Annotated in this window: 22 protein-coding genes and 1 other annotated feature; of the genes, 17 read left to right on the forward strand and 5 right to left on the reverse strand. The window is 41.1% G+C overall.

Annotation, left to right across the window (positions count from 1 at the left end):
- The first annotated feature begins 49 nt into the window (after window positions 1-49).
- The 10 genes from AN619_RS10180 to AN619_RS10225 all read left to right on the forward strand — a co-directional run bounded on the left by AN619_RS10180 (window position 50) and on the right by AN619_RS10225 (window position 11,855).
- Window positions 50-862 carry an energy-coupling factor transporter transmembrane component T family protein gene (locus AN619_RS10180; protein WP_068556674.1) on the forward strand — a complete coding sequence of 271 codons (813 nt, stop codon included), beginning with the start codon at window positions 50-52 and terminating at the stop codon, window positions 860-862.
- On the forward strand, window positions 859-1,617 hold the full coding sequence (locus tag AN619_RS10185; protein ID WP_068556637.1) for an energy-coupling factor ABC transporter ATP-binding protein: 759 nt from the start codon (window positions 859-861) through the stop codon (window positions 1,615-1,617). Before AN619_RS10180 ends, AN619_RS10185 begins: the two co-directional genes overlap by 4 nt.
- A gap of 251 nt (window positions 1,618-1,868) precedes the next feature.
- Entirely contained in the window at window positions 1,869-2,891 is a 1,023-nt protein-coding gene (locus tag AN619_RS10190) for a LacI family DNA-binding transcriptional regulator (RefSeq protein WP_068556639.1), read from the forward strand.
- Between the two features lie 135 nt (window positions 2,892-3,026).
- A complete protein-coding gene (locus tag AN619_RS10195; RefSeq protein WP_157064985.1) occupies window positions 3,027-5,384 on the forward strand; it encodes a glycoside hydrolase family 65 protein in 2,358 nt (785 codons plus the stop codon).
- Window positions 5,385-5,415: 31 nt separating this feature from the next.
- On the forward strand, window positions 5,416-6,666 hold the full coding sequence (locus tag AN619_RS10200; RefSeq protein WP_068556644.1) for an ABC transporter substrate-binding protein: 1,251 nt from the start codon (window positions 5,416-5,418) through the stop codon (window positions 6,664-6,666).
- An 84-nt stretch (window positions 6,667-6,750) separates the two neighbouring features.
- The gene (locus AN619_RS10205) at window positions 6,751-7,638 is read left to right on the forward strand and encodes a carbohydrate ABC transporter permease (protein ID WP_068556646.1); all 888 of its coding nucleotides are present in this window, start codon (window positions 6,751-6,753) and stop codon (window positions 7,636-7,638) included.
- 11 nt (window positions 7,639-7,649) lie between these two features.
- Window positions 7,650-8,477, forward strand: coding sequence for a carbohydrate ABC transporter permease (locus AN619_RS10210; protein WP_068556648.1), 828 nt, complete (start codon window positions 7,650-7,652; stop codon window positions 8,475-8,477).
- Between the two features lie 24 nt (window positions 8,478-8,501).
- Complete coding sequence (gene pgmB / locus AN619_RS10215; RefSeq protein WP_068556650.1) at window positions 8,502-9,212, forward strand: beta-phosphoglucomutase; 711 nt, start codon at window positions 8,502-8,504, stop codon at window positions 9,210-9,212.
- A 3-nt stretch (window positions 9,213-9,215) separates the two neighbouring features.
- A complete protein-coding gene (locus AN619_RS10220; protein WP_068556652.1) occupies window positions 9,216-10,313 on the forward strand; it encodes an ABC transporter ATP-binding protein in 1,098 nt (365 codons plus the stop codon).
- A 186-nt stretch (window positions 10,314-10,499) separates the two neighbouring features.
- On the forward strand, window positions 10,500-11,855 hold the full coding sequence (locus tag AN619_RS10225; protein WP_242867381.1) for a CCA tRNA nucleotidyltransferase: 1,356 nt from the start codon (window positions 10,500-10,502) through the stop codon (window positions 11,853-11,855).
- Between the two features lie 134 nt (window positions 11,856-11,989).
- On the opposite strand, the gene AN619_RS10230 is transcribed toward AN619_RS10225, so the two are convergent.
- The 4 genes from AN619_RS10230 to AN619_RS10245 all read right to left on the reverse strand — a co-directional run bounded on the left by AN619_RS10230 (window position 11,990) and on the right by AN619_RS10245 (window position 14,586).
- Window positions 11,990-12,268: a hypothetical protein gene (locus tag AN619_RS10230; protein WP_068556656.1), complete on the reverse strand. Its 279-nt coding sequence runs from the start codon at window positions 12,266-12,268 to the stop codon at window positions 11,990-11,992.
- A gap of 194 nt (window positions 12,269-12,462) precedes the next feature.
- Window positions 12,463-12,948 (reverse strand): hypothetical protein, encoded by a 486-nt coding sequence (locus AN619_RS10235; RefSeq protein ID WP_068556658.1) that lies wholly within the window; start codon window positions 12,946-12,948, stop codon window positions 12,463-12,465.
- Between the two features lie 180 nt (window positions 12,949-13,128).
- Window positions 13,129-13,503 carry a hypothetical protein gene (locus tag AN619_RS10240; protein ID WP_068556660.1) on the reverse strand — a complete coding sequence of 125 codons (375 nt, stop codon included), beginning with the start codon at window positions 13,501-13,503 and terminating at the stop codon, window positions 13,129-13,131.
- 75 nt (window positions 13,504-13,578) lie between these two features.
- Complete coding sequence (locus AN619_RS10245) at window positions 13,579-14,586, reverse strand: YeiH family protein (RefSeq protein WP_068556662.1); 1,008 nt, start codon at window positions 14,584-14,586, stop codon at window positions 13,579-13,581.
- 362 nt (window positions 14,587-14,948) lie between these two features.
- Between AN619_RS10245 and AN619_RS10250 the strand changes: the two genes are divergently transcribed.
- From AN619_RS10250 to AN619_RS10270, 5 genes are all read left to right on the forward strand, one after another.
- Window positions 14,949-16,691 (forward strand): glutamine--tRNA ligase/YqeY domain fusion protein, encoded by a 1,743-nt coding sequence (locus tag AN619_RS10250; protein ID WP_083525084.1) that lies wholly within the window; start codon window positions 14,949-14,951, stop codon window positions 16,689-16,691.
- A gap of 175 nt (window positions 16,692-16,866) precedes the next feature.
- Window positions 16,867-17,538 carry an L-serine ammonia-lyase, iron-sulfur-dependent subunit beta gene (gene sdaAB, locus AN619_RS10255; RefSeq protein ID WP_068556664.1) on the forward strand — a complete coding sequence of 224 codons (672 nt, stop codon included), beginning with the start codon at window positions 16,867-16,869 and terminating at the stop codon, window positions 17,536-17,538.
- 57 nt (window positions 17,539-17,595) lie between these two features.
- On the forward strand, window positions 17,596-18,489 hold the full coding sequence (gene sdaAA, locus AN619_RS10260) for an L-serine ammonia-lyase, iron-sulfur-dependent, subunit alpha (RefSeq protein ID WP_068556666.1): 894 nt from the start codon (window positions 17,596-17,598) through the stop codon (window positions 18,487-18,489).
- Between the two features lie 304 nt (window positions 18,490-18,793).
- Window positions 18,794-19,014: a binding site (T-box leader), on the forward strand.
- A 60-nt stretch (window positions 19,015-19,074) separates the two neighbouring features.
- Entirely contained in the window at window positions 19,075-22,173 is a 3,099-nt protein-coding gene (gene ileS / locus AN619_RS10265; RefSeq protein ID WP_068556677.1) for an isoleucine--tRNA ligase, read from the forward strand.
- Window positions 22,174-22,391: 218 nt separating this feature from the next.
- Complete coding sequence (locus AN619_RS10270) at window positions 22,392-23,333, forward strand: dipeptidase (RefSeq protein WP_068556668.1); 942 nt, start codon at window positions 22,392-22,394, stop codon at window positions 23,331-23,333.
- A gap of 53 nt (window positions 23,334-23,386) precedes the next feature.
- On the opposite strand, the gene AN619_RS16715 is transcribed toward AN619_RS10270, so the two are convergent.
- Window positions 23,387-23,563 carry a heavy-metal-associated domain-containing protein gene (locus tag AN619_RS16715; protein WP_083525085.1) on the reverse strand — a complete coding sequence of 59 codons (177 nt, stop codon included), beginning with the start codon at window positions 23,561-23,563 and terminating at the stop codon, window positions 23,387-23,389.
- Window positions 23,564-23,813: 250 nt separating this feature from the next.
- Here AN619_RS16715 and AN619_RS16495 point away from each other — a divergent pair, with 250 nt between their 5' ends.
- Window positions 23,814-23,936 carry a hypothetical protein gene (locus tag AN619_RS16495; protein WP_278279893.1) on the forward strand — a complete coding sequence of 41 codons (123 nt, stop codon included), beginning with the start codon at window positions 23,814-23,816 and terminating at the stop codon, window positions 23,934-23,936.
- A 402-nt stretch (window positions 23,937-24,338) separates the two neighbouring features.
- Window positions 24,339-24,602: a hypothetical protein gene (locus AN619_RS10275; RefSeq protein ID WP_068556670.1), complete on the forward strand. Its 264-nt coding sequence runs from the start codon at window positions 24,339-24,341 to the stop codon at window positions 24,600-24,602.
- The last annotated feature ends 162 nt before the right edge of the window (window positions 24,603-24,764 follow it).

Genomic DNA, 24,764 nt, shown 5'->3' on the forward strand with positions numbered 1-24,764 from the left:
CAACGCTGCTCCTTTACAATAATTGTATGAATAGGATTTGATGATGATTATGGCAAACATAATAAAATCACTATACAACATCAGAATGCTTGATGAGCTTGCGGAAAAAAGGACAGTGATCCACAGTATCCATCCCCTCATGAAGGTAATGACGACACTGGCATACCTGATAACAACTGTATCCTATGATAAATATGCAGTAAGCAGTTTGCTTCCCCTTGTCTTCTATCCTGTGGTTATCATAGTGCTGGCAGAGATTCCGCCGGTGCCAATTGTAAAGATGGCACTTGCGGCTACACCTTTTCTTATAGGCATAGGGATCCTGAACCCTTTGTTTCATCATGAGCCTGCGATTATATTGTCAGGAATTCAGATTTCTGAAGGATGGATATCTTTTTTGTCAATCATGATAAAAGGGATTTTTAACATATTGGCAGCCCTTATCCTGATAGCAACTACAGGCATGACCGGGATTGCATCAGCTCTCCGCATGCTTAGGATTCCACGGGTGTTTGTCCTTCAGCTTTTGCTTACCTATCGCTATATTTCGGTTTTGGCAGAGGAAGCCGTGCGCATATGGGAGGCCTATATGCTGCGGACACCGGGGCGGAAGGCCATAGCTTTCAAAACATGGGTACCTTGCGTAGGCCGGATGCTTATGGGTGCTTACGGGAGAGCCCGAAGAGTTTATCAAGCCATGGCATTGAGAGGATTTCATGGAGAATACAATCCTGGGGATGTAAAAGGGATGAATACAGTAGATTTTGCATATTGTATTGGTTGGGTAACATTTTTCGTTTTGGTTAGATATCTTAACTTTTCTGCACAAATAGGAGCAGCAATTCTAGGAGTGATGAAATGAGCCATCCGATAATTGATTTTGCAGATGTATATTTTACATATCCTGATGGGAAAAAAGCTATCAATGGAATTACATTTCATGTCCGTCATGGAGAATCGGTGGGAATTGTTGGGGCCAATGGGGCCGGCAAAACCTCCCTTTTAATGTTGATGACGGGGCTTCTTTTGCCTATAAGGGGAGAAGTGCATGTAGGGGGAGTACCTGTTGCAAAGAAAACGCTGTCTGTTATCCGTCAGAAAATAGGTTTTACCTTTCAGGACCCGGATGATCAGCTTTTTATGGGCACCGTATATGATGATATTGCTTTTGGACCCAGGAATTATGGAGTAGGTGAGGAAGAGGTAAAAAATAGGGTAATGAAGGCCATGGAAGCGGTAGGTGTGATGCATATAAAAGACAGGGCACCCTATAAACTTTCAGGGGGTGAAAAAAGAGGGGCTGCGATTGCGGCGATTTTATCCATGGAGCCGGATATTCTAGCGATGGATGAGCCTACAGCCGCCCTTGACCCTAAGGCTAGGCGAAAATTGATTCATCTTTTGAAAGGTTTTCCCTATACAAAAATCATTGCTACCCATGACTTAGATATGGTGTTGGAGCTCTGCGAAAGAACTATTGTATTGAAAGAGGGCAGGATTGTTTGTGATGGATTGTCCTTTCAAATACTTTCCGATGCACAGTTGTTGGAACAATGGGGATTGGAAAAACCCCTTTCCCTTCAGCGTTGCCCCATATGTGGAACCAAAAAGGAATGACGCAGTGAGACAGGGGACAGCGAGACAGGGGACGGTTCTCTGTCACATATTTTGTGACAGAGAACCGTCCCCTGTCTCGCTGTTTTGGTCCATAGGCAACCACGTGAATACTATAGCAATTTCATCAATATTTTCAATCAATTCAAAATACGGGACAAAAGCTGTGTTGAAAAGCAATGAAAAAAATATTATAATCATACTAAAATTTCAGAAATTTTAGGAAATGAATAGCCCATGGGGGAGGAAGAAAATTGGCTACGATAAAAGATATAGCGAAGAAGAGCGGATACTCTATTTCTACGGTTTCAAAAGCATTGAACGGCTATGAAGATATCAGCCCGGAAGCGAAAAATAAAATCATTCGAATTGCTGAGGAGATCCATTATATACCGAATTTGCGGTCAAAAAATTTATCCAGAAGAGAAAAAAGTTCAATTGCCTTTATATTTTCTGGACTAAAAAAAGATGGAGCAGCCGATGGCATTATATACAACATTATGGCTGGGGCTTATGAGTATGCCACCAATATGAATTATGATGTTCAGATTTATACAACCAATGTATCCAAACAGAAAGAAATTTCCTATTACAGATTTTGCAAGGAGAGAAATATAGAAGGGGCGGTGGTGCAGGGGATTTCAACGGATGATCCCTATTTTACAGAGCTGGTCAACAGCAATTTGCCCTGTGTTCTTATTGATATTTGCACAGATAATCAAAATGTAGGGTTTATTTCTATTGACAACGTGAAGGCTGCCCAGGAAGCCACCAATTATTTGATTGGTATCGGACATAGAAATATAGCTATGATCAATGGGCGACCCAATGCCTTTGTTTCACAGTTAAGGGAGGAAGGTTTCAGAAAGGCCCTGGAGGAAAAAAATATTGCAATCAATGAAAAGTGGATTGTTTCGGGAGACTTTTCAAGGGGTAAGGCCTACAACAAGGCCTACAAGCTTTTGCAGCTATACCCTGAAATCACGGCCATTTTTTGTGCCAGTGATCTCATGGCGCTAGGCGTCTATGAAGCAGCTGAAAAATTGGGAATTTCTATCCCGAATGATCTATCAGTGGTGGGCTTTGATAATATCCCCCTGGCTTCATTTATTTCCCCTAAACTGACTACTGTAAAGCAAGATATGTATAAAATCGGCTATGAAGCTGCAAAACTTTTAAAATCTATCATTAAAGGCGAAAAAATAGAAAGGCATAAGATTATGGATTATGAACTCCTAATTAGAGATTCAACCAAAGTGATCCATCGGCAATCATAAAGCAATAATTATGAACTTTACGAAAATTTAGCGAAAATATTGCCAGTGTTTTCTTGAAAAATTATACTCAAATTAATGACAAGTTAACTTGTATATTTTGTAGATAAAGGAAATTGATGCGGGGGGATTTTGTTGATGGATTATGCATCGGGAGAGAATGAATTAAAAAATTGGATCATAGCAGAGACTGGGTTTAACCCGGATTATTTAGGAAAGTGTGAAGCAATGATGGCATTGGGAAATGGCTACCTGGGGTTACGATCAGCCACGGAAGAATCTTATGTGGGCGAAGTGAGAAATCTATTTGTGGCAGGTACTTTTAACAGGTTTGACGAATATGAGGTGACGGAACTGCCCAATGGAGCAGACATTACCAGGATGGATATTCGAATCAATGGAAAAAGATTTTCCTTGGAAAATGGAAAAATAAGGAAATACAAAAGGATGCTGAACTTAAAGACAGGAGAGCTTACCCGCCATATACGGTGGGTGAGTCCCAGGGGAGAGGAGTTGGAATTTGTTTTTAGACGTTTTGTATCCCTAAACAATTTGCACTGCATCGGCATGAGGGCAGAAATAACGGCCATGAATCAAGATATGGAAGTTTCTATTGAATCAGGTATCAATGGGCAGCTTACTAATACGGGGGTTCAACACTTTCATGAAGGGGAAAAGAGAATTTTTGAAAAAAAGTATTTGCAGCTGATTCAGACGACTACCCAATCCAAGATTGATTTTGTCGTGAATACTGTCCATCAATATAGGGTGGATGGCAAAGAAGTGGATGGAGAGCCTAAGATGGTGATCGACAGAAGGAAAGTGGTTCTCATTCAGGATATAAAATTAAACAGGGGACAAAAACTGGTGGTAGAAAAAATATCTAATGTCTATACGAGCAGGGATAAGGAGTATGATCATGGAGATTACAGCTTAGAGGTTTTGAGAAAGGATGCGCTTTTCAATCTGAAATCAGAATGCAAAAAGGGATATGAAGGACTACTGCAGGAGAGCATAAAAAAGTGGGAAGAAGTGTGGGAAAAATATTCTATCTGCATAGATAGTCTCCAGGATTTTGATCAGTTAGCCATTCGATTTGCCCATTACCATTTGGTGATCATGACACCCGCCCACGATCATCGAATGGGTATAGGAGCCAAGGGATTAAGCGGCGAAGGATATAAAGGGCATTCCTTTTGGGATACGGAGATATATATACTGCCTTTTTTTACCTACACAGATCCCCAGATCGCCAGGAAGCTTTTAGAGTATAGATATCATACTATCGATGGAGCCAGAAAGAAGGCAAAGGAAAATGGCTATGAAGGGGCCATGTATCCATGGGAATCGGCATGGAAGGATGATGGAGAAGTTACGCCCGTATGGGGAGCAGTAGATATCGTAACCGGCAAAGCAACGAAAATATGGTCAGGCTTTATAGAAAAGCACATATCGTCGGATATAGCCTTTGCCCTATGGCAATATTACATGATCACAGGCGACGAAGATTTTATGGAAAAGTATGGGTATGAGATGCTGTTTGAAATTGCAAAATTTTGGGCTAGCTGCTTGGAATGGAGCGAAGAAAAAAAGGAATACCATATCAATGATGTGATCGGTCCCGATGAATATAAGGAACATGTAAATAACAATGCATTTACAAACTATATGGCCCACTGGACCATAAGCAAGGCCATAGATTATTATCATGTCGTAAAAGAAAAGAAGCCGGAAGTGTATGGAAGATTGAATGTCCTATTGGGTTTGGATGAAGCCTACCGCCATTGGATTTCCAAGGTAGATAAGATTTATTTGCCTCAGCCGAGACAAGAGGACCTGGTTATTCCTCAAGACGATACATACTTACAGAAAGAAATCATTGATTTGACGGAATATAAAAATCAAAAACATGTAGGCTCTATTTTTAGAGATTATAATTTGGAGCAGGTAAACAATATTCAGGTGTCGAAGCAGGCAGATACGTTGATATTATTTTATTTGCTGGAAAATTTATTCACAAAAGACATTAAAAGAGCCAACTGGAATTATTATGAACCAAAGACTTTGCATGATTCCTCTCTAAGTCTTTCCATTCACAGCATATTGGCATGTGACTTGGATGATTTGGAGCTGGCCTACAGCCTGTTTGAAAGGGCGGCGAGAATTGACCTAGGGCCTAATATGAAGTCATCGGACCATGGCATCCATGCTGCAGCCTTAGGGGGAATCTGGCAAGGGGTTGTATGCGGTTTTGGCGGGGTACGGATGCTTAACGGGGAACTTAGGATTGATCCGAAGCTTCCCAAAGAATGGAGCCGATTGGAGTTTCCCATTGAGTGGAGGGGGAACAGATTGCACATTGTCGTGACCAAAGATAAAGAAAAACAAAGACTCTATATCACCAGAATGAGCAATCATGACAATGCCCAGGCAATTACCCTGGAAGTGAGGGGTAGAAAATATACTTTCAAGGAAAGGCTTATGGTTAATTTATAAATTTAAATTTCAAAAGGGGGATTAATAAAAAATGAAAAAATTGAGTTTACTGTTGGCGGGAATTCTTTTAATTGGTGCTTTTCTGGCCGGCTGTGATACAAGAACAACGGACACTAAAGTATCGGGAAGGGAAGTAAGGCTAGCTGTTTGGGGGTCATCTCCCGCAGAAGTCCAGGCATTGGACAAAACCATAGCTGACTTTGAAGGGGAGACGGGCATCAAGGTGGTAAAAGAAGTAATTTCCGATTCCTACTTGGATATTATTAAAACAAGACTGATTGGCGGAGAAGGGCCCGATGTATTCTATTTGGACTCCTATGCTGCTGCCGAAGTGATCGAATCCGGAGCTGTCATGGCTTTGGATGAATGGATTACCGATGATTTCAAAATAGATGACTTCTATCCATCCTTGGTGAATGCTTTCCGCGGTTCAGATGGAAAACTTTACGGGATACCGAAAGATTATTCTACTTTAGCCCTTTATTACAATGAAAATCTTCTGAAAGAAGCCGGGTACACCCCGGAGGATATACCCGATTCTCTGGAAGAGCTGCACCGGTTTGCTGAAGCCCTGCAGCCCAAGTTGCAGGAAGGAAGAAAGGCCTTAACAGTGATGACAGACCTTGCAAGGATGATGTATCTGGCAGAATCCACAGGAGTCGATATCATAAAGGATGATAAGGCCAATATAGCCGATCCGGAAATCATAAAAAATTTGCAATTGATGGTCGATGCCAGGGCAAAGGGATATGCTGATAATCCTCAGGGCTTGGGCACCGGTTGGAACGGCGAAGCCTTTGGCGTACAGAAAACGGCCATGATGATAGAAGGGAATTGGGTGATCAGTTTTCTAAAGGAACAATTTCCTGAAGTGAAATATGGTGTCAAGGAAGTACCTACATATAATGGCAAAAAAGGTACCATGGCATATACCGTGGCCTATGTGATCAATGCCGATACGGACAATAAGGAGAATGCATGGACCTTCATCCAATACATGACAGGTCCCAAGGGAATGGATACTTGGACAAAGGGTTCCGGTGTATTGCCCTCAAGGAAATCCGTGGCCCAGTCCCAAAATCTAGAAAAGGATCCTGTCAAATCCGCCCATGTGGCAGGGGCCCAATATGCAACGCCATGGCAGAAAGGCATTCATTTGCCAACGGTCATGACAAACTTTAACAATGAGTTTTTATCTGCTTTCTTAGGAAAAAAATCACTGAAAGAAGCCATGGAAAAGGCCCAGGAAGTAGCCAATAAAGAAATAGCCGCACAGAAATAGGGACAAAAAATGCAAAAAGAAAAGAAGGCCTCCAGCCTTCTTTTCTAAAATCAGGTGGAAGGAAATCAACAAGGAAGTGAAAAAATGTTCTCATTAAAGCAAAAAGAAGAAATCAATGGTTATCTGTTCATTTTGCCGGCCATTGTGGTCATATTTACCTTTGTACTATTGCCCATCGGTTATTCCATATTTTTATCTTTTTTTAAAGTAAAGCTTTTGGGCGGCGTGCAGTATGATTTTACGGGTTTGAAAAATTATTTGACCATTGTGACAGATGAAAGGGCAAAAATAGCTCTCTGGAATACATTGAAATACGTCATTATTGTGGTACCGACCCAAACGATGATTGCTTTGATCTTGGCCTCCATACTAAACTCTGGCATTAAATTTCAAAACGGGTTCAGAATCATATACTTTCTGCCTACGTTAACATCCTCGGCAGCCCTTACCCTGATATTTATGTGGATGTTCAGTTTGGAAGGATTCATGAATCAATTCATCGGATGGCTTGGTTTCGCCCCGAAAAACTGGCTGGGGGATCCTAGGGTTGCATTGAATGCCATTATGGTTATGAATATTTGGTCTACGGTTCCGTACTTTATGACCATCTATTTGGCTGCCCTGCAGGACATACCAAGGGCTCAATATGAAGCTGCCGAAATAGATGGAGCCAGTGCCATACAGAAATTTTTGTATATTACCGTACCCAATTTAAAGCCTATTACGAACTTTGTTTTGATTATGGGGATCATCGGCACCTTCCAGCTATTTGATCAGTCTTATATATTTTCAGGGGGCTCGGGAGGACCAAGCAATGCCACATTAACCGTTGTATTATTGATTTACCAATATGCATTTAGAACCATGAATACAATAGGTTATGCTTCCTCCATGGCCGTTGTTTTGGCGATTATTATTATGATTGCAACCATTATCGCAAGAAAAATCAATAGGGAAGAATCTTTATATTAGGGGAGTAGACCATGAAAGGAAAAAGAAATATCAAAGAGATACTGTTGTACACGATGCTGATAGGGTATGGATTTGTTACGCTAATGCCATTTGTATGGGCTTTATCGGCATCCTTCAAACCCCTTAGCGAGATATTGAAGGGAGGGATGAATATCATACCTGAAAGCCCCACTCTAGACAATTATAAATTTCTGTTTCATGTATCGCCCTATTTTCCGAGATGGGTATGGAACTCTTTTTTTGTTTCCTTAACGGTCACAGTATTGAATGTGATATTCAATACCATGGCAGGGTATGCTTTGGCAAGGCTGAGATTTCGAGGGAAAAAAATTATATTGAACACAATACTTGCAGTGATTATGGTGCCTGCCCAAATTACCATGATTCCCAATTATCTGATTATGAAGGCATTGGGGATCCTAGATACCTATAGGGCGTTGATTTTTCCAAGCATGGTCAATGCAACTTATATCTTTATGATGCGGCAATTTTTCATCAACTTTGCCAAAGATGTGGAAGAGGCTGCTGCCATTGACGGCTTGAATAGAATCCAAACTTTTTTTAGAATTGTATTTCCCTTGGCAAAACCGGCCATTGCCACCCAATCGGTTTTCATATTCTTAGGCATGTGGAATGAATTTATGAAGCCTTTATTATACATAAATTCTCAAGAATTATTCACCATAACCCAAGGTTTAAATTCTTTCAAGGGGCAATATGCCACTTACTGGAATTATATTATGGCTGCATCCATTGTATCCATTCTGCCTATTGTTCTATTGTATATTTTGCTCAATAAATATTTTATGCACGGCATTCAATTAAAGGGTGATAAATAATGCAGTCCGCGGAGGGTGAAGGAAGTGAAAGAAATCAAAGGGTTCATATTTGATTTAGATGGTGTCATAACAGACACGGCAGAATATCATTTTCAGGCATGGAAGGCTTTAGGGGAAGGCTTGGGGATACCTTTTGACAGAGAATTCAATGAAAAATTAAAAGGGATTGACAGAATGGAATCTTTGGAAAAAATCCTGGAATACGGGAATCAACAGAACAATTTTTCTAAAGAAGAAAAAATTGCCCTGGCAGAAAAGAAAAATGCCTATTATCAAGAACTTATAAAATCCATACGACCCAGGGATGTATTGCCGGGAATAGAAGAATTGCTGAATACCCTAAGAAAGCATCACATAAAAATAGGACTGGCATCGGCCAGCAAAAATGCACCTGCCATTATTGATGCCTTGGGGGTAAGGGATTATATAGACTATCTGGTTGATCCTGCATCGGTGAAAAGGGGAAAGCCTGCACCGGATATATTTTTGGAAGCTGCCAGAGGATTGGGTGTTGATCCCGAAACTTGTGTAGGGATAGAGGATGCGGAGGCAGGCGTAGAGGCTATAAAAGCTGCAGGCATGTTTGCTGTTGGTGTGGGAAGAAAGGAATCTATGAAAAAAGCAGACTTCATTGTTGAAAATACCGGTGAGTTAACCTTTGAAAACATAAAGAAAGCATTTTGTACATGGAAATCCATGCATCAGCATAAAAAAGAAAAAATTGGAGTTGATTAAAGGATGGCAAGAGTGAGATTGAAAAATATAAAAAAGGTATATCCCAATGGGTTTGAGGCAGTAAAAGATTTTAATTTAGACATAGAAGATAAAGAATTTATCGTATTGGTGGGGCCTTCCGGATGTGGCAAATCTACTACGCTCCGCATGATAGCAGGGCTGGAGGAAATCAGCGAGGGAGAGCTGTATATCGAGGAAAAAATGGTTAATGACATAGCACCAAAGGATAGGGACATTGCCATGGTATTTCAAAACTATGCCCTTTATCCCCATATGACAGTTTATGACAATATGGCCTTTGGTCTGAAACTCAGAAAGAGATCGAAGGAGGAAATAAAGGAAAGGGTTTTCAATGCAGCAAAAATACTGGGAATTGAACATTTATTAGATAGAAAACCGAAACAACTGTCCGGGGGACAGCGGCAAAGAGTAGCCTTGGGCCGTGCCATCGTCAGGAATCCAAAGGTGTTTTTGATGGATGAACCTCTTTCGAATCTTGATGCGAAACTCAGGGTGCAAATGAGGGCAGAAATCAGCAAATTGCATCAGAGATTGGAAACTACCTTTGTATATGTTACCCATGATCAGACGGAAGCCCTTACCATGGGAACTAGAATCGTCGTTATGAAAGACGGTGTGATTCAGCAGGCTGCGGATCCTCAGACCATCTATGAGCATCCTGCCAATAGGTTTGTTGCGGGATTTATCGGGTCTCCTCCCATGAATTTTATTGACGCTGCCGCAGTACAGGAAAAGGAGGACATTTACATCGTCTTTAAGGGTGGAAAAGTAAAATTGCCAAAGGCAAAGGCAAAACGATTCCAAGAAAAGGGCCAGGTAGGGAAACAGGTAGTGTTGGGAATTAGACCCGAACATGTAAACTTGTGTGCTGACGAAGGATCGGAGGGCATAAGAGGAAGGGTTGAAGTAACGGAACCGTTAGGAGCAGAAACCTATGTATATTTGAATGTGGAAGGGAACAACCTGATCAGCAGGGTATACTCTGATTGGAAAGTAGGCGTAAATGATAGGGTGAAATTAGAGTTTCATTTGGATAAAATTCATGTATTTGATCAGGAAAGTGAAAAAGCAATTTTTTAAGGTGTTGGAGAGAGAAAGGTCCTTGAGGCATAAAAAAGTGCCGTAAGGACCTTTTCCCAAATTTGAAAGCAGATTGCTGACAACCTGGACAAAAAGTATCGTGACAGAGAACCGTCCCCTGTCACGATAAGAGTATGCTATAATGAATGTGAAACAGACCTGATGGGATAAAAGGAGATTATGGAGATGAAAATAAAAATTCCGGAAACGGTAGGTAAAATTTTAACTATATTTGATGATTGTGGGTTTGAAGCCTATATTGTAGGGGGCTGTGTCAGGGATTCGTTGTTGGGCAAAATCCCTGGGGATTGGGATATATGCACCAATGCCGCACCTGAACAGGTAATAGATATGTTTCAAAAAGAAGGCTATAAAACTATACCCACAGGATTAAAGCATGGAACTATTACTGTGGTGGCAAAGAGTGAGAATTTTGAGATTACTACCTACAGGATCGATGGGAGCTATGAAGACCATAGAAGGCCCAGCAGTGTTGTTTTCACCGATGATATTCGATGGGATCTAAGTCGCAGGGATTTTACCGTCAATGCCATGGCCTATCATCCTATAAAGGGATTTATGGATCCTTTTGATGGGAAAAAGGATCTTGAAAAAAGAATCATTAAATGTGTGGGCAATCCAGAGGATCGGTTCCATGAAGATGCTTTGCGGATGCTAAGGGCCGTCAGATTCTGTGCTCAATTGAATTTTTCTATGGATCCCCAGACGAAGGAAGGAATATGCCGTTATGGACAACTGCTGCAGCATATCAGTAAAGAGAGGATTAGAGAAGAATTTAACAGGATACTTTTATCCGATGTTCCGTCACAGGGAATCAGGGATTTAGTTTCCACAGGTTTAATCCAATGGATTGTTCCTGAATTGATGGAAACCTATGTTTTTTTCCAGCATGATCTTCCCCATGACAAGGATTTGTTTCATCACATTTTAGCTGTGCTGGATTATACGGAAAAAGATTTGGTGCTGCGACTGGCGGCATTGTTCCACGACATAGGAAAACAGCGAGCCTTTGCCGTGGGGAAAAAGGATGTGGGACATGATGGTGACTACCACCTGCAAAGCATGCATATGGCCGAGGCGATTATGAAAAGATTAAAATATGATCACAGGACCGTGGAAAAAGTTAAAATTTTAGTTAGGGAACATGTATCCGAGTTTGAAAAGATAGAGCCCAAAACCATCAAAAAGTTTATCCATTGCCTTGGGGTTGAAAATCTAGAAAGATTGTTGAAACTGCAGATCGCGGATAAAAAAGAAACAGGAGATTCATGGGATTACATCCATATGGTGAGGGTGCAGGAAGAGATGAAGAGGATACTGGATGCAAAAGAACCTTTGACGGTGAAGGATTTGGACATAAAGGGCAGTGATTTGCTGAAGTTTGGAATTCCCCAGGGCAAACAAATCGGCGAGATATTAAACAGGCTGTTGGAATTGGTATGGGAGCGGCCGGAATTAAATCACAAGGAAGAATTGTTAAAGCATATAGAATGGGACATGATAGAAAAAGCAATGCAATAATCAAGAACCCTTGAGATGTAGGCTTCGTCGCGAATCAGCAAGCCGCTTTTTTCCTTATTTTTTTATTTAGAAAAGCGGCGCAGGTCTGAGCAGGAAGCCAAATCTCAAGGGTTTGCCTACAAGCTAAAGAAAAGTTAGTACTTCGCTTTCATAAAAGTCAAGCTTTTTAACTCTGGATGATTAAGTACCTTCAGCTTTAGATATTCAGAACCTTTGCATTCGATAATTTCTAGATTTGATAGGAGAAGCCCGTCATCTAGGCTGTCCAATAGAATTTTAGGACTAATCACCAGTTTTCCATCATTGATACTGATTTTGCAATTCTTGTGAGGGTTGCTATGACACTTATCATCTTTGATTTGGATAGAACAGGTTTCTTCCAAAAATGATTTCAATGCTTCTGAAACGGTCATCATATCAACTCCTTGCTTTTCTTTTATTGTATCACAATGGAGACAACATGGAAATAACAATCCATGCCATTGCCAGAGATGCCTTTTTTATAACACATAGGAAATGATGTACTTTCATAAATTGTGGATAAGTCATAATTTCCGTCATGTATTTCAACAAAATCTTCCTTTAAATCTTCCAACGGAAGACTTTGTTATTTTGTCTTTGTATAGAAAGTATAATAAAAACCCAAGGTACTCATCAAGCTGAAGAAATAGATGATGAATGAATGGAAGATACCCCATTTCTCCCCATGATATGCCAGAAAACGAAGCAGAATTGCCATGATCTCCATCAAGGTAGAAAAAGCTGACCAGAAGAGCACTGCCAGAAGTTTTCTCCATTTGCCTTGGGGCAAAAATCTTATTAGTAAGACTCCTAAGGAGAAGAAAGGTCCTATGGATACAAATAAATCCAATTCACCAAGTTTTAACAAAATAAAGCGTTCTATCCAAAATTTATGGGAAATAAAGAAGTGTTCCAGGATGGAACCCATGACCATTGTCCAGATGCCAACGGGTAGTAAATGCAAAAAAGTTCTCCAGGAACAGGAAAAATATAGGATTACCCAGGAAATAACAGCCAGTAATAGCCAAGGCAGATTATATTGTTCTAAAAATTTTGATATGACATCCAGCATAAAAAGCGCTCCTTAAATGGGAGGATATTGATTTGGGTGTATGGGTGTCCATCCTGCGATGTTTTGCTATAACATTTGATATATCCAGTATTATAATTATGGTTGCCAGAAACAGGATAATTATTCTGAAATAACTTAAAACAGAATCAAATACCGTAAAATGTTCTGGGAGTCCGGCAATTAATAGCAGGTAAAGGTATCAATATTTTTTAAATCTGTTCCCCAGAAAACCCATTGGGATCCCGTCCAACGGAATCCGGCCACCGATGTGGGACCTACATGCACAATAAAGGTCCAAAATGCATCGGTGACTTTGGCTTCTTTTCCCTTTTTCAGCCATACATAGGTAAATTTATATTTGCAGGGAATCAGACCGCCCGGATCCACCTTTAGCGCCGAATATAATTTCTTGGGCTTTACGGATGGCGGAGGGCCGGAAGGCTGAGAAGCACCTGCGGCGGGACCAAAGGGAAAACCTGAAGGAGGAGAAGGCAGTTGTCTGTAGAGGGAACGCTGCCAAGGGCAATACCTTCTGTAAAAATCGTTGCTATTCACAAAAATCACCCCTTTTCGGATTTACTTATATCATATTCGTGAAAAGGGAAAATGATACGGTATTGCCCCGCTGCATTAAATTTGCCCTGTGGTGAATTGTACGATCAGGCTGACTACGGAGACTACAAACCAGACAAACAATCCCAAAATTAAGGGCTTTATACCTGTTTTCAGCATTTTTTTGAAATCAGCACTCAGGCCGATGGCTGATAAGGCCATCACAATCATGAATTTTCCCAGTGTTTTCAAAAAGTGAACCATTTCTCCCTTGAATAAACCCAGGGTGTTGCAGAAGGAGGCCATGAGGAACCAGACAATAAACCAAGGGAAAATCTCTTTGAGGCTGTAATTGAGGTCGGGCTCTTTTTGGGCTTCCTTTTTCTTTTTTGCTGCTGTGACAAGGGCAAAGACAAGGGTAATGGGAATAATCATTGTAGTTCGGGTTAGTTTTACAATGGTCGCATAATCCCCTGCCCCATTGCTGTAAGCATAGCCCGCGGCTACCACGGAAGAAGTGTCGTTGATGGCTGTGCCCGCCCACAGACCGAAGGCCTGATCGGAGAGACCCAAGAGATGTCCCATGGGAGGAAAAATCAGCACAGCAAGGACATTGAATAAAAATATGGTGGAGATGGAATAGGCGATCTCCATGTCTTCAGCTTCGATGACAGGGGAAAGGGCTGCAATGGCTGAGCCGCCGCAGATGGCCGTACCGACGCCGATAAGGGATGTTAGGCGGAAGGGTACACCCAGAAGTCTACCCAGTCCATAGGCCCCGATGAAGGCAGCAGACAAAGTAAACAGCATTACGTACAAGGATTCGAATCCTGTTTTCCAAACCTGAGAAAGACTTAAACCTGCCCCTAAAATAATAATTGCCCATTGAAGTACTTTTTTAGAAGCAAATTTAATTCCATCCAGGGTGTTATCCGGTTTACCAAAGGTATTGTTCATCAGAATACCGATCAGGATGCCAAAGACAGGCCCCCCTATGATGGGAAACCTATTGCCCAGCCATGCAGCAATGAGTGCAATGGTCAGTACAAATAACAGACCGGGAATAATTTTTCCAATCCGATTCAACAAAACCAGCTCCTTTTGTCTATGATGATTACTACTCTATGTTATTATGCATTTATGGTAAATGTCAATCATGAATGACTACGGAGACAAGGATCCGGTGGCCGAAGTATTTGTCTTTGTGATCGAGGAATGTTCTTCTTTATGGTATAAATCTTTTAAGAACTTGGGATGATACATTTTAAAGTTTGGTGAAATTGTTATATAATGTTGATGTACGAAATAAAGAAATCTTTTGGAGATTTTTTTTGAAATATTTTATTATTTGTGATACCATATATAACAATATATAATGTTTGTCTGCACCGTATCATGTATGCAATGTGCAATCATTCTATATAGATGGGTAAGGAGGAGTTGAAGAAATGGCAAAGGACAACGACAGGTTTGATGTGAACACCCGTAGGGACGAAGAGGAAAGTACCCACGGCTTACATCAACCCACCAATTTCATTCAAAATATTATTAACGCCGATTTAGAAGCGAATGTATACGGAAATAGGGTTCACACCCGTTTTCCGCCGGAACCCAACGGTTATCTGCATATAGGACATGCGAAATCCATCTGCTTGAATTTTGGACTTGCAGCTCAATACAATGGCTTATGCAACCTGCGTTTTGACGATACCAACCCTGTCAAAGAGGATGTAGAATATGTGGAATCCATTAAAAGTGATGTAAAATGGCTTGGATTCGATTGGGAAGATCGTGAATATTATGCATCTGATTATTTTGAAGAGATGTATCAGTTTGCTATTCAGCTGATCAAAGAGGGAAAAGCCTATGTTTGCGATTTGAGTCCAGAGGAAATCAGGGAATACCGGGGTACGTTTTCCGAGCCGGGAAAGGAAAGCCCCTATCGGAATCGTTCCGTGGAGGAAAACCTTGATCTGTTTCAAAGAATGAGGGCGGGAGAGTTTGAAGAAGGTTCCAGGGTATTGAGGGCCAAAATCGATATGGCATCTCCAAACCTGAACATGAGAGATCCAGTACTCTACCGGATTGTCAAGGCCAAGCATCATAGGACGGGAGATGCATGGTGCATCTATCCCATGTATGATTATGCCCATCCCATTTCTGATGCCTTGGAAGGCATTACCCACTCCGTCTGTACACTGGAGTTTGAAGATCACCGTCCATTGTACGATTGGGTGGTAAGGGAATTGAAGTTTGAAAATCCGCCAAAGCAAATTGAATTTGCCAGATTAAATCTTACCAATACCATTATGAGTAAGCGATATCTTCGACAACTGGTGGAAGAAAACCACGTGGAAGGGTGGGACGATCCCCGCATGCCTACCATTTCCGGACTCAGAAGACGGGGATATACACCAGAGGCAATTCGAGATTTTTGTGACCGTATCGGTGTGTCGAAAAGCAATAGCATGGTAGATATTGCTCTTTTAGAACACTGTATTCGAGAAGATTTAAAGATGAAGGTGCCAACGGTAATGGCGGTACTTCGTCCCCTCAAGGTAGTTATCACAAACTATCCTGAAGGGCAGGTGGAGATGCTGGAAGCAGAAAATAATGCAGAGAATCCTGAAATGGGCACAAGACTGCTTCCTTTCTCAAGGGTGATTTATATAGAGCAGGATGATTTTATGGAAAATCCACCGAAAAAATTCTTTCGTTTGTCTCCGGGACAGGAGGTAAGGCTGAAGCATGCGTACTTCATTCGCTGTGAAGAAGTAATTAAAGATGAAAAGAGCGGCGAAATCATAGAATTGCATTGCACCTATGACCCTGAGACAAAAAGCGGTACCGGCTTTGCGGGACGCAAGGTAAAAGGAACTCTCCATTGGGTTTCTGTAGAACATGCAGTGAAGGCCCAAGTTCGTTTATATGACCATCTGATCCTCGAAAAGGATGAAGATGACCAGGATGGGAATGCAGACTTTAAGGCAAAACTGAATCCAAACTCTTTGGAAACCTTAACGGAATGCTATATTGAGCCGTCAGTTTCCCATGCAGAGCCGGGGACAAGATACCAGTTTTTAAGACACGGATATTTCAACGTGGATCCTGTTCATTCCACCAAGGATGCCCTTGTATTCAATAGAATCGTAACGTTGAAAAGCTCATGGGAAAAAGTTAAGGATCAATAAATTCGGCAGAATAGGCATCTCTTTCAGATGAGGGAGGGATGCTTATTTGCTTTATAGGTGGAGAAATCAGGATTGAGACATGAGGAAAATTGAAGTTCAAAACTTTTTATGGATATTCGGGCAGGAAACATTCCATAATAAGGATAAAAGAAGATCATAGGGTAGGGGGCATACTATGAAAAATTATAGTGCTTTTGATGTTATCGGACCGAGAATGATAGGTCCTTCCAGCTCCCATACGGCCGGGGCAGCCAGACTGGGGAAAGTGGCTAAAAAAATTAGTGGGAAAGATATAAAAGAAGTGGTATTTATTTTATACGGTTCCTTTGCAAAAACCTATAGAGGTCATGGAACGGACAGAGCCTTGGTGGCAGGCATACTGGGTATGGATCCTAATGATGAAAAACTGAGCAAGTCTATGGAAATAGCAGAAAAGGAAGGCCTGGTATATACCTTTGTCCAATCGGATGAGGATGTAGACCATCCCAATACGGTGAGGATCATCATGACAAACGAAGAGGGAAAGAAATCTGAAATTTTGGGTTCTTCCATCGGAGGGGGAAATATCCTTGTCACAGAGATTAACGGTTTGGCTCTGGAATTTACAGGAGAATATCCGACGCTTATTATCCATCATTTCGACAAGCCCGGTGTAGTGGCGGATGTTACCCATATCATGGATGAGTTTGAGATCAATATTGCTTTCATGAAGGTTTTTCGCCAAAGAAAAGGTGAGGATGCCTTCATGATTATTGAAACGGATCACGCGATTCCTCAGAAAGTATTAGAAGAAATAAGAGAACTGAGGGATGAAATTATGGATGTATATTTGATAGAGGGACTATAATATCTTTCAAGATGAAGAAGTTTCCAGATTGTATGCCTAGAAAAGCGGGGTGAAGTGATGAATAAAGATTTTGTCAGTGGATTAGATTTGTTGGAGCGTTGCCGGAAAGAGGAGAAAAAAATATGGGAAGTGATGATAGAAAGGGAAGTTTATATATCGGGAAAAAGTGAGAAAGAAATTTTAGATTACATGCAAGGGAATCTGGAAATTATGAAAAATGCCATCCGCAGGGGGCTATATGAGAATATCAAGTCAGTAAGCGGCCTGGTGGGTGGTGATGCAAAACGTCTCCGGGAATATTATGAGAATAAAAAAACAGCGGCAGGAAAAAGTATGAACAAGGCAGTAGCCAGTGCCATGGCAGTGCTGGAAGTGAATGCTTCCATGGGACAAATTGTGGCGGCACCCACTGCCGGTTCCAGCGGTATTTTGCCCGGTGTACTGGTCAGTGTCGGAGAAGCCTTTGCCATGGAAGATGACCAACTGGTACATGCCCTCTTTACAGCTGCTGCTGTAGGATATCTTATTACAAGAAATGCAACGGTAGCCGGGGCCGAGGGAGGTTGCCAAGCAGAGACAGGTGCTGCGGCGGCCATGGCTGCTGCTGCCGTTGTGGAAATGCTGGGAGGAACTCCAGAACAGGCCCTTCACGGGGCTTCTATGACCATCAAGAATATTTTGGGGCTGGTATGCGATCCCATTGCAGGACTTGTAGAAGCACCCTGTGTGAAACGGAATGCCATCGGCGCAGCCAATGCGTTGATATCGGCAGACATGGCCTTGGCAGGAATTCAAAGCATTATTCCCTTCGATGAAGTGGTGGATGCCATGTACAAGGTCGGCAGGTCTTTGCCTTGCTCCTTAAGGGAAACAGCCTTGGGAGGATTGGCGGCTACGCCCACAGGAAAGAAAATACAGGAGAGGATCTTCGGGAAGCGGCAAACGGATTAGTAGAAGCTTTGGAGGCCCATAGCTTTCCAAATGAAGGGCATCTTATAAAGATGATCATCATTGCTCCGATAAAAATGATATAAATTTGTCTTTTTTATGATAATCCAAGGGGTGGAAGCATCTACAAGGCCCGGGGCTTCGAAGATGAGGGCATGGGGACCATGGTAAAACAGATAGAATTTCGAAAGAACCGGTTTCTCGGATAGGCAGAGTAAAGCATATTTTCATATAGCAGTCATTTTAAAATATTTGCCTTGACAATGGAAATGGAATCGGTATACAATAATATTTAACATACATCTGAATAACGGCGAAGAAGAGGACAGTAGTAAAAAGAGGAAGTTTACAGAGAAATAATCGGTTGGTGAGAGATTATGACGGATTCTTTTTATGAAAATCACCTCGGAGCCGGATGCCTGAAACAACAGTAGGGCATCCCGCAGACATGCGTTATCATGTTTTGAGTGATAAGGTATGCAATATGCCTTATAATCAGGGTGGTACCGCGGTTTATTCGTCCCTAAGTCATTTTTGGCTTAGGGACTTTCAATTTTTAAAACTTTTTGTATGGGGAGGAGAATGATCGTGAAAAAGTTTAAGCCTTTATCAGAGGCACCGATTTCTGAAAGAGAAAGCAGTATTGCCGATCTCTGGGATCAAAATCATATTCTGCAAAAAAGTATTGAAAATCGTGAAGGGGCAAAGTCCTTTGTGTTCTATGAAGGACCTCCCACGGCCAACGGGAGACCCGGCATTCACCATGTGATTTCCAGAACATTAAAGGACTCTGTATGCCGTTATAAGACCATGACGGGCCACCAGGTAAAGAGAAAAGCAGGGTGGGACACCCATGGATTGCCGGTGGAGATTGAAGTGGAAAAGCAGCTGAAACTCTCTAGCAAGCAGGAAATCGAAAATTACGGAATCGACAAATTCAATGACAAATGCCGGGAATCCGTATTTACCTATGAAAAGCAATGGAGGGAAATGACCAAGCGGATGGGCTATGCCATTGACCTGGATAATGCCTATATTACCTTGGATAACAACTATATCGAATCGGTATGGTGGATTTTGGACAAGTTCTTTAAAGAGGGCTATATTTATGAAGGACATAAGATTCTGCCCTACTGTCCCAGATGCGGAACAGGTCTTGCATCCCATGAGGTATCTCAAGGTTATAAAGAAATCAAATCCAACACGGTTATTGTAACCTTTAAAAGGAAGGATGCCGATGAATATTTCCTTGTATGGACAACAACGCCATGGACCCTGGCCTCGAATGTAGCATTAGCTGTGCATCCCGAGGAAACCTACATCAAGGCAAAATTAAAGGACAAAGTGTATATTGTTGCCAAGACATTGTCGAAACGGGTATTGGGAGAAGATTTTGAAGTATTGGAAGAATGCAAAGGGAAGGATTTAGAGTACATCGAGTATGAACAGCTGATGACCTTTGTAAAGCCTGACAAAAAAGCTTTTTTCGTAACGGTGGCGGATTTTGTAACGACTGATGATGGAACGGGTATTGTGCATATGGCGCCAGCGTTTGGAGAGGATGACTACAATGTAGGAAGAAAATATGGTCTTCCTGTGCTGCAGCCAGTAAACGAAGAGGGGAAATATACAGCTACGCCGTGGGAAGGCAGATTCGTCATGGATTGCGACGTAGATATCATCAAATGGCTTCATGGAGAAGGAAAGTTATTTAAAAAAGAAAAAATAGATCACAACTATCCCCACTGTTGGCGTTGTTCAACACCGCTGCTATACTATGCGAAGCCCAGCTGGTATATTGAAGTGACAAAGATGAAGGAGAAACTTATCGAAAACAATAATTCCATAAACTGGTACCCTGACTATGTAGGGGAAAAGCGCTTTGGAAACTGGCTGGAGAATTTGAATGATTGGGCCTTATCCAGAAGCCGTTACTGGGGTACACCCCTGAATATCTGGAGATGTGAATGCGGCCATACCACATCCGTGGGCTCCCGAAGGGAATTGATCGAAAAAGCAGTGGAAACAATTGATGAATCTGTGGAATTGCACAGACCTTATGTGGATGAGATTCATCTGAAGTGTGAAAAATGTGACGGCATCATGACAAGGGTAACGGAGGTAATTGACTGCTGGTTTGATAGTGGCGCCATGCCCTTTGCCCAACACCATTATCCCTTTGAAAATAAAGAAAACTTTGGTGAACTCTTCCCGGCAGATTTTATCTGTGAAGGCATTGATCAAACGCGAGGTTGGTTTTACTCTTTGATTGTCATCTCAACCTTTGTCATGGGGGTATCTCCCTATAAAAACGTGTTGGTCAATGATTTAATACTGGATAAAGATGGAAGAAAGATGTCGAAATCCAGGGGAAATACCGTTGATCCCTTTGAAATGTTTGATAAATACGGGGCTGATGCACTGCGATGGTACCTGCTGTATGTATCTCCGGCATGGACACCGACGAGGTTTGATGTTGAAGGATTAAAGGAAGTACAGAGCAAATTCTTCGGTACTCTGCAAAATGTATATACTTTCTTTACTCTCTATGCCAATACCGATGGCATTGATCCGAGGGATTTCCATGTAGAAGTAAAAGATCGTCCGGAACTGGACCGGTGGATTATCTCCAAATATAACAGCCTGGTGAAAGAAGTAGAAGGGGAAATGGCCATTTTTGATTTGACAAAGACCGTAAGAAAAATCCAGGATTTTGTGAATGAAGATTTATCCAACTGGTATATCCGCCGTGCCCGCCGCCGTTTCTGGGCATCGGAATTAACGGAGGATAAGAAGGCCGTTTACAATACAACCTATGAGGTGTTGATTGGTGTTTCCAAACTGATGGCGCCCTTTGCTCCCTTCCTTTCCGATGAGATTTATCAAAACCTGACCGGTGAACTGTCTGTGCATCTGGCAGATTATCCTGTAGCAGATACTTCTTTGATGGATGCAGATGTAGAAAGAAGGATGGATTTGATCCGTGATTTGGTGGGGCTGGGTAGAGCCGCCAGGGCAAAGGAGAAGATTAAAGTTCGTCAACCGATTCAAAAAGTACTCATTGACGGAAAATATGAAGCATTGATTGCTGATTTGATTCCGTTGATGCAGGAGGAACTAAACGTGAAGGAGGTTGTCTTTGAAAAAGATTTAAATACATTTATGAATTTCAGCTTGAAGCCGAACTTTAAGGTAGCTGGTCCTATCCTTGGATCGAAAATAAAATCTTTAGGAAAGGCATTATCAGAACTGGATGCGGCAGAAGTTGCACCGAAATTGGAGGCAGGAGAGAGTATTTTCCTTGAACTGGACGGGGAAATGACAGAGATTGTCAAAGACTACGTACAGATTACCATTTTTGCAAAAGAGGGCTTTACGGTGGAAATGGCCAATAATCTGTTTGTGATCCTGGATACTACATTGACCCAGGCATTGATTGACGAAGGCTATGCAAGGGAATTTATTTCCAAGGTGCAGCAAATGCGCAAGAATCATGATTATGAAATGATGGATCATATCCGAATTTATTTCGATGGAGATGATGAAATCGCCCATGCCGTTGAAATCCATAAGGATTATATTATGCATGAAACATTGGCTGTTTCCATCGAGAGGGTATCGGATCCTACCCTAGAGAAGCAAAATCTGAATGATCATGATACGGGTATTCGAATTGAAAGGGTATAAAAAAAGCAGCGGTGCTGCTTTTTTTATACCTAATTTCCCAAAGGAGGCGTCTAAAAAACAATGCAGGAGAGGTTGCACGGACAAGAAGGGAGAGGGAAAGATTTTCCTTTTTGATAACAATTGGATTGCATTTTCTGGTTTTAGGAGGAAACGGTCAAGGATCTATGGAATAAGATAGTGATAAGTGGAATAAGGATTGCATTTTGGAGGGCGAATACATGAGAATCATAGATTTGCATTGCGATACCATCTTAAGGTTGATGGAAGATAAAAAAAATTTGAGCTTAAGGAAAAATGATTTTCAAGTAGATATTGAAAAGTTAAAAAAGGTAAATGCTATGGCTCAATTCTTTGCTTTATATGTAGATTTGGGAAAAGAAACAGATCCGATGGAAAGCTGCTTGCAGATGATGGATAAATTTTATACAGAATTAGATGAAAATCAAGATGTGATGGCCTTAGCCAGGAATTATGATGAGCTGCTGGCCAATGATCGTGCAGGAAAGATCTCGGCATTTTTGACGATTGAGGAGGGTGGAGTACTCAAGGGACAGATAGATCATCTCAGAAATTTATACAGATTGGGTATCCGGTTGATTACATTGACATGGAATTATCCCAATGAAATTGGTTATCCCAATGCCATAGAAACCTATAGGGGGAAAGGCTTAACGCCCTTTGGAGAAGAGGTTGTTTTTGAAATGAACCGGCTGGGAATGGTAATTGATGTGTCTCATTTGTCCGATCAAGGCTTTTATGATGTGGCAAGACTTTCTACGAAACCCTTTGTGGCATCCCATTCCAACGCACGGGCGGTGATGCATCATACGAGGAACCTAACGGACGATATGATCCGTATTCTTGCCGATAAGGGCGGTGTGATGGGGATCAATTTTCAGAAATTTTTCTTAGGGGAAGATCCTATCAGCAAGGTAGAAAATATGGTCCAGCATATTCGGCACATGAAAAACACAGGTGGTATTGAAGTTATTGCAATCGGTACTGATTTCGATGGAGTAAGTCCGGGTTTAGAAATTGAACACATAGGGGAAATTGGCAAATTAATTGACGCTTTAAAGAAAAGTGGGTTTACCCATGACGAGATTGAAAAAATTTGCTATAAAAATACCCTAAGGGTTATTCGAGAGGTCATGAGATAAAAAGAAACAGGTAATCTATTTTACCTGTTTCTTTACGAGTACCGACGATCCTTCTAAATATAATTATGCTGTCTAAGTTTAGATTGAATATCCGATGATGAAATCCTGCTGTCATCATAATCTACCGTTACAGTATTTGCAAAGGAATCAATTCTTACAGCTTTTATGCCGTCCATTTGGGTAATGGAATCATGAATGGCGTTGGCCTGTGATTTTGCATTACCTGTCAGTTTGAATTTTACTACTTTTCCACATCAAATAGTATTTGCTTTTTCAAGGAAAATTACTATACAAATGCTGGCAAATGTGATGAAACTTCCATCCCTTCCATGAAGGATCATGAAGCCTTAAACCAAAATGATGAAAATAGTAATGGCATATAAAGTCCTAAGATTCATATATTTCTAATTTCCCGAGGCTATTAAATCTACTTCTAGGAGGATTATACATTTTCATAATCTCCGGCAGGGAATAAGAGTGATGAAAAAACAGGAACAAGGAAGTGAAAGAAGAAATCAGCAGATTCGTATGCTATCTGGAGAAGGTAAAGGAAGTTCGAAAAAAAATGCCGTATATATGCCTCAGGCATTGCTTCGCCGTTGATGCAGGATTATATGATTTGTGAAGAGAAATACTATATGCACAGAGTACAGGAACCTTGCAAATAAAAAAAATATATGGTAAAGGGAAAGAATGTACGCCAAAATTCTTTTTGGTTAGTGAAGAAATGGGTCCAATTTTTACCCTTTTACTCCCATATACCGGGCAATATAGGCTTTGGGATCTTTGATTTTCAATGAAATTTATGGTAAAACTATTATTTTATTATTATATTACTTTACAAAATTTATAGCTAAATCTAAAAATATGGCATAATATAAACTGTAATTAGTTTCTATAAGTAAAATTTAAAAGAAGGTACAAATGCATTCTAAAAAAGATTTAAAACTATTATGCTTGGTGTCTCAAACCATTCTAACACCATAATGAAAGGGGATATTCGTAATGAAGAATAAACTTATAGTTGGTTTTCAATCTACAGCAGCACATATATTTTTAGGAATTTGTTTTGGTGGGTTTTTTAAGATATATCATAATTTATATCCTTTACTTATATTTTTATTTGTTATAACTGGCTTACTCACTGTGGGTTTTATAAGCAAATATTTTCGAAACTGTAGTTCTGGGCTATTTGAAAAATTTAATATCACATACTATGGCCTGATAGTTTTTGCCATTTCAGGAATCTATATTATCTTGATGAAATGAAAGAATGTCAACGTTAAACGTTGACATTCTTTCTCGTGCGCCCGGCATGGGCAGTAACTTGGCGGTGAAAGTCCGCTATGGGCTTGGCAGTGGGAACCATTAGCCAAAGGCAAGGGTGTCCATCGTGAGGTGGAATCTGAAGGAAGCCGGAGGCAAAGTCCC

This window comes from Thermotalea metallivorans (genome assembly GCF_001562415.1).
Classification (GTDB): Bacteria; Bacillota; Clostridia; order Peptostreptococcales; family Thermotaleaceae; genus Thermotalea; species Thermotalea metallivorans.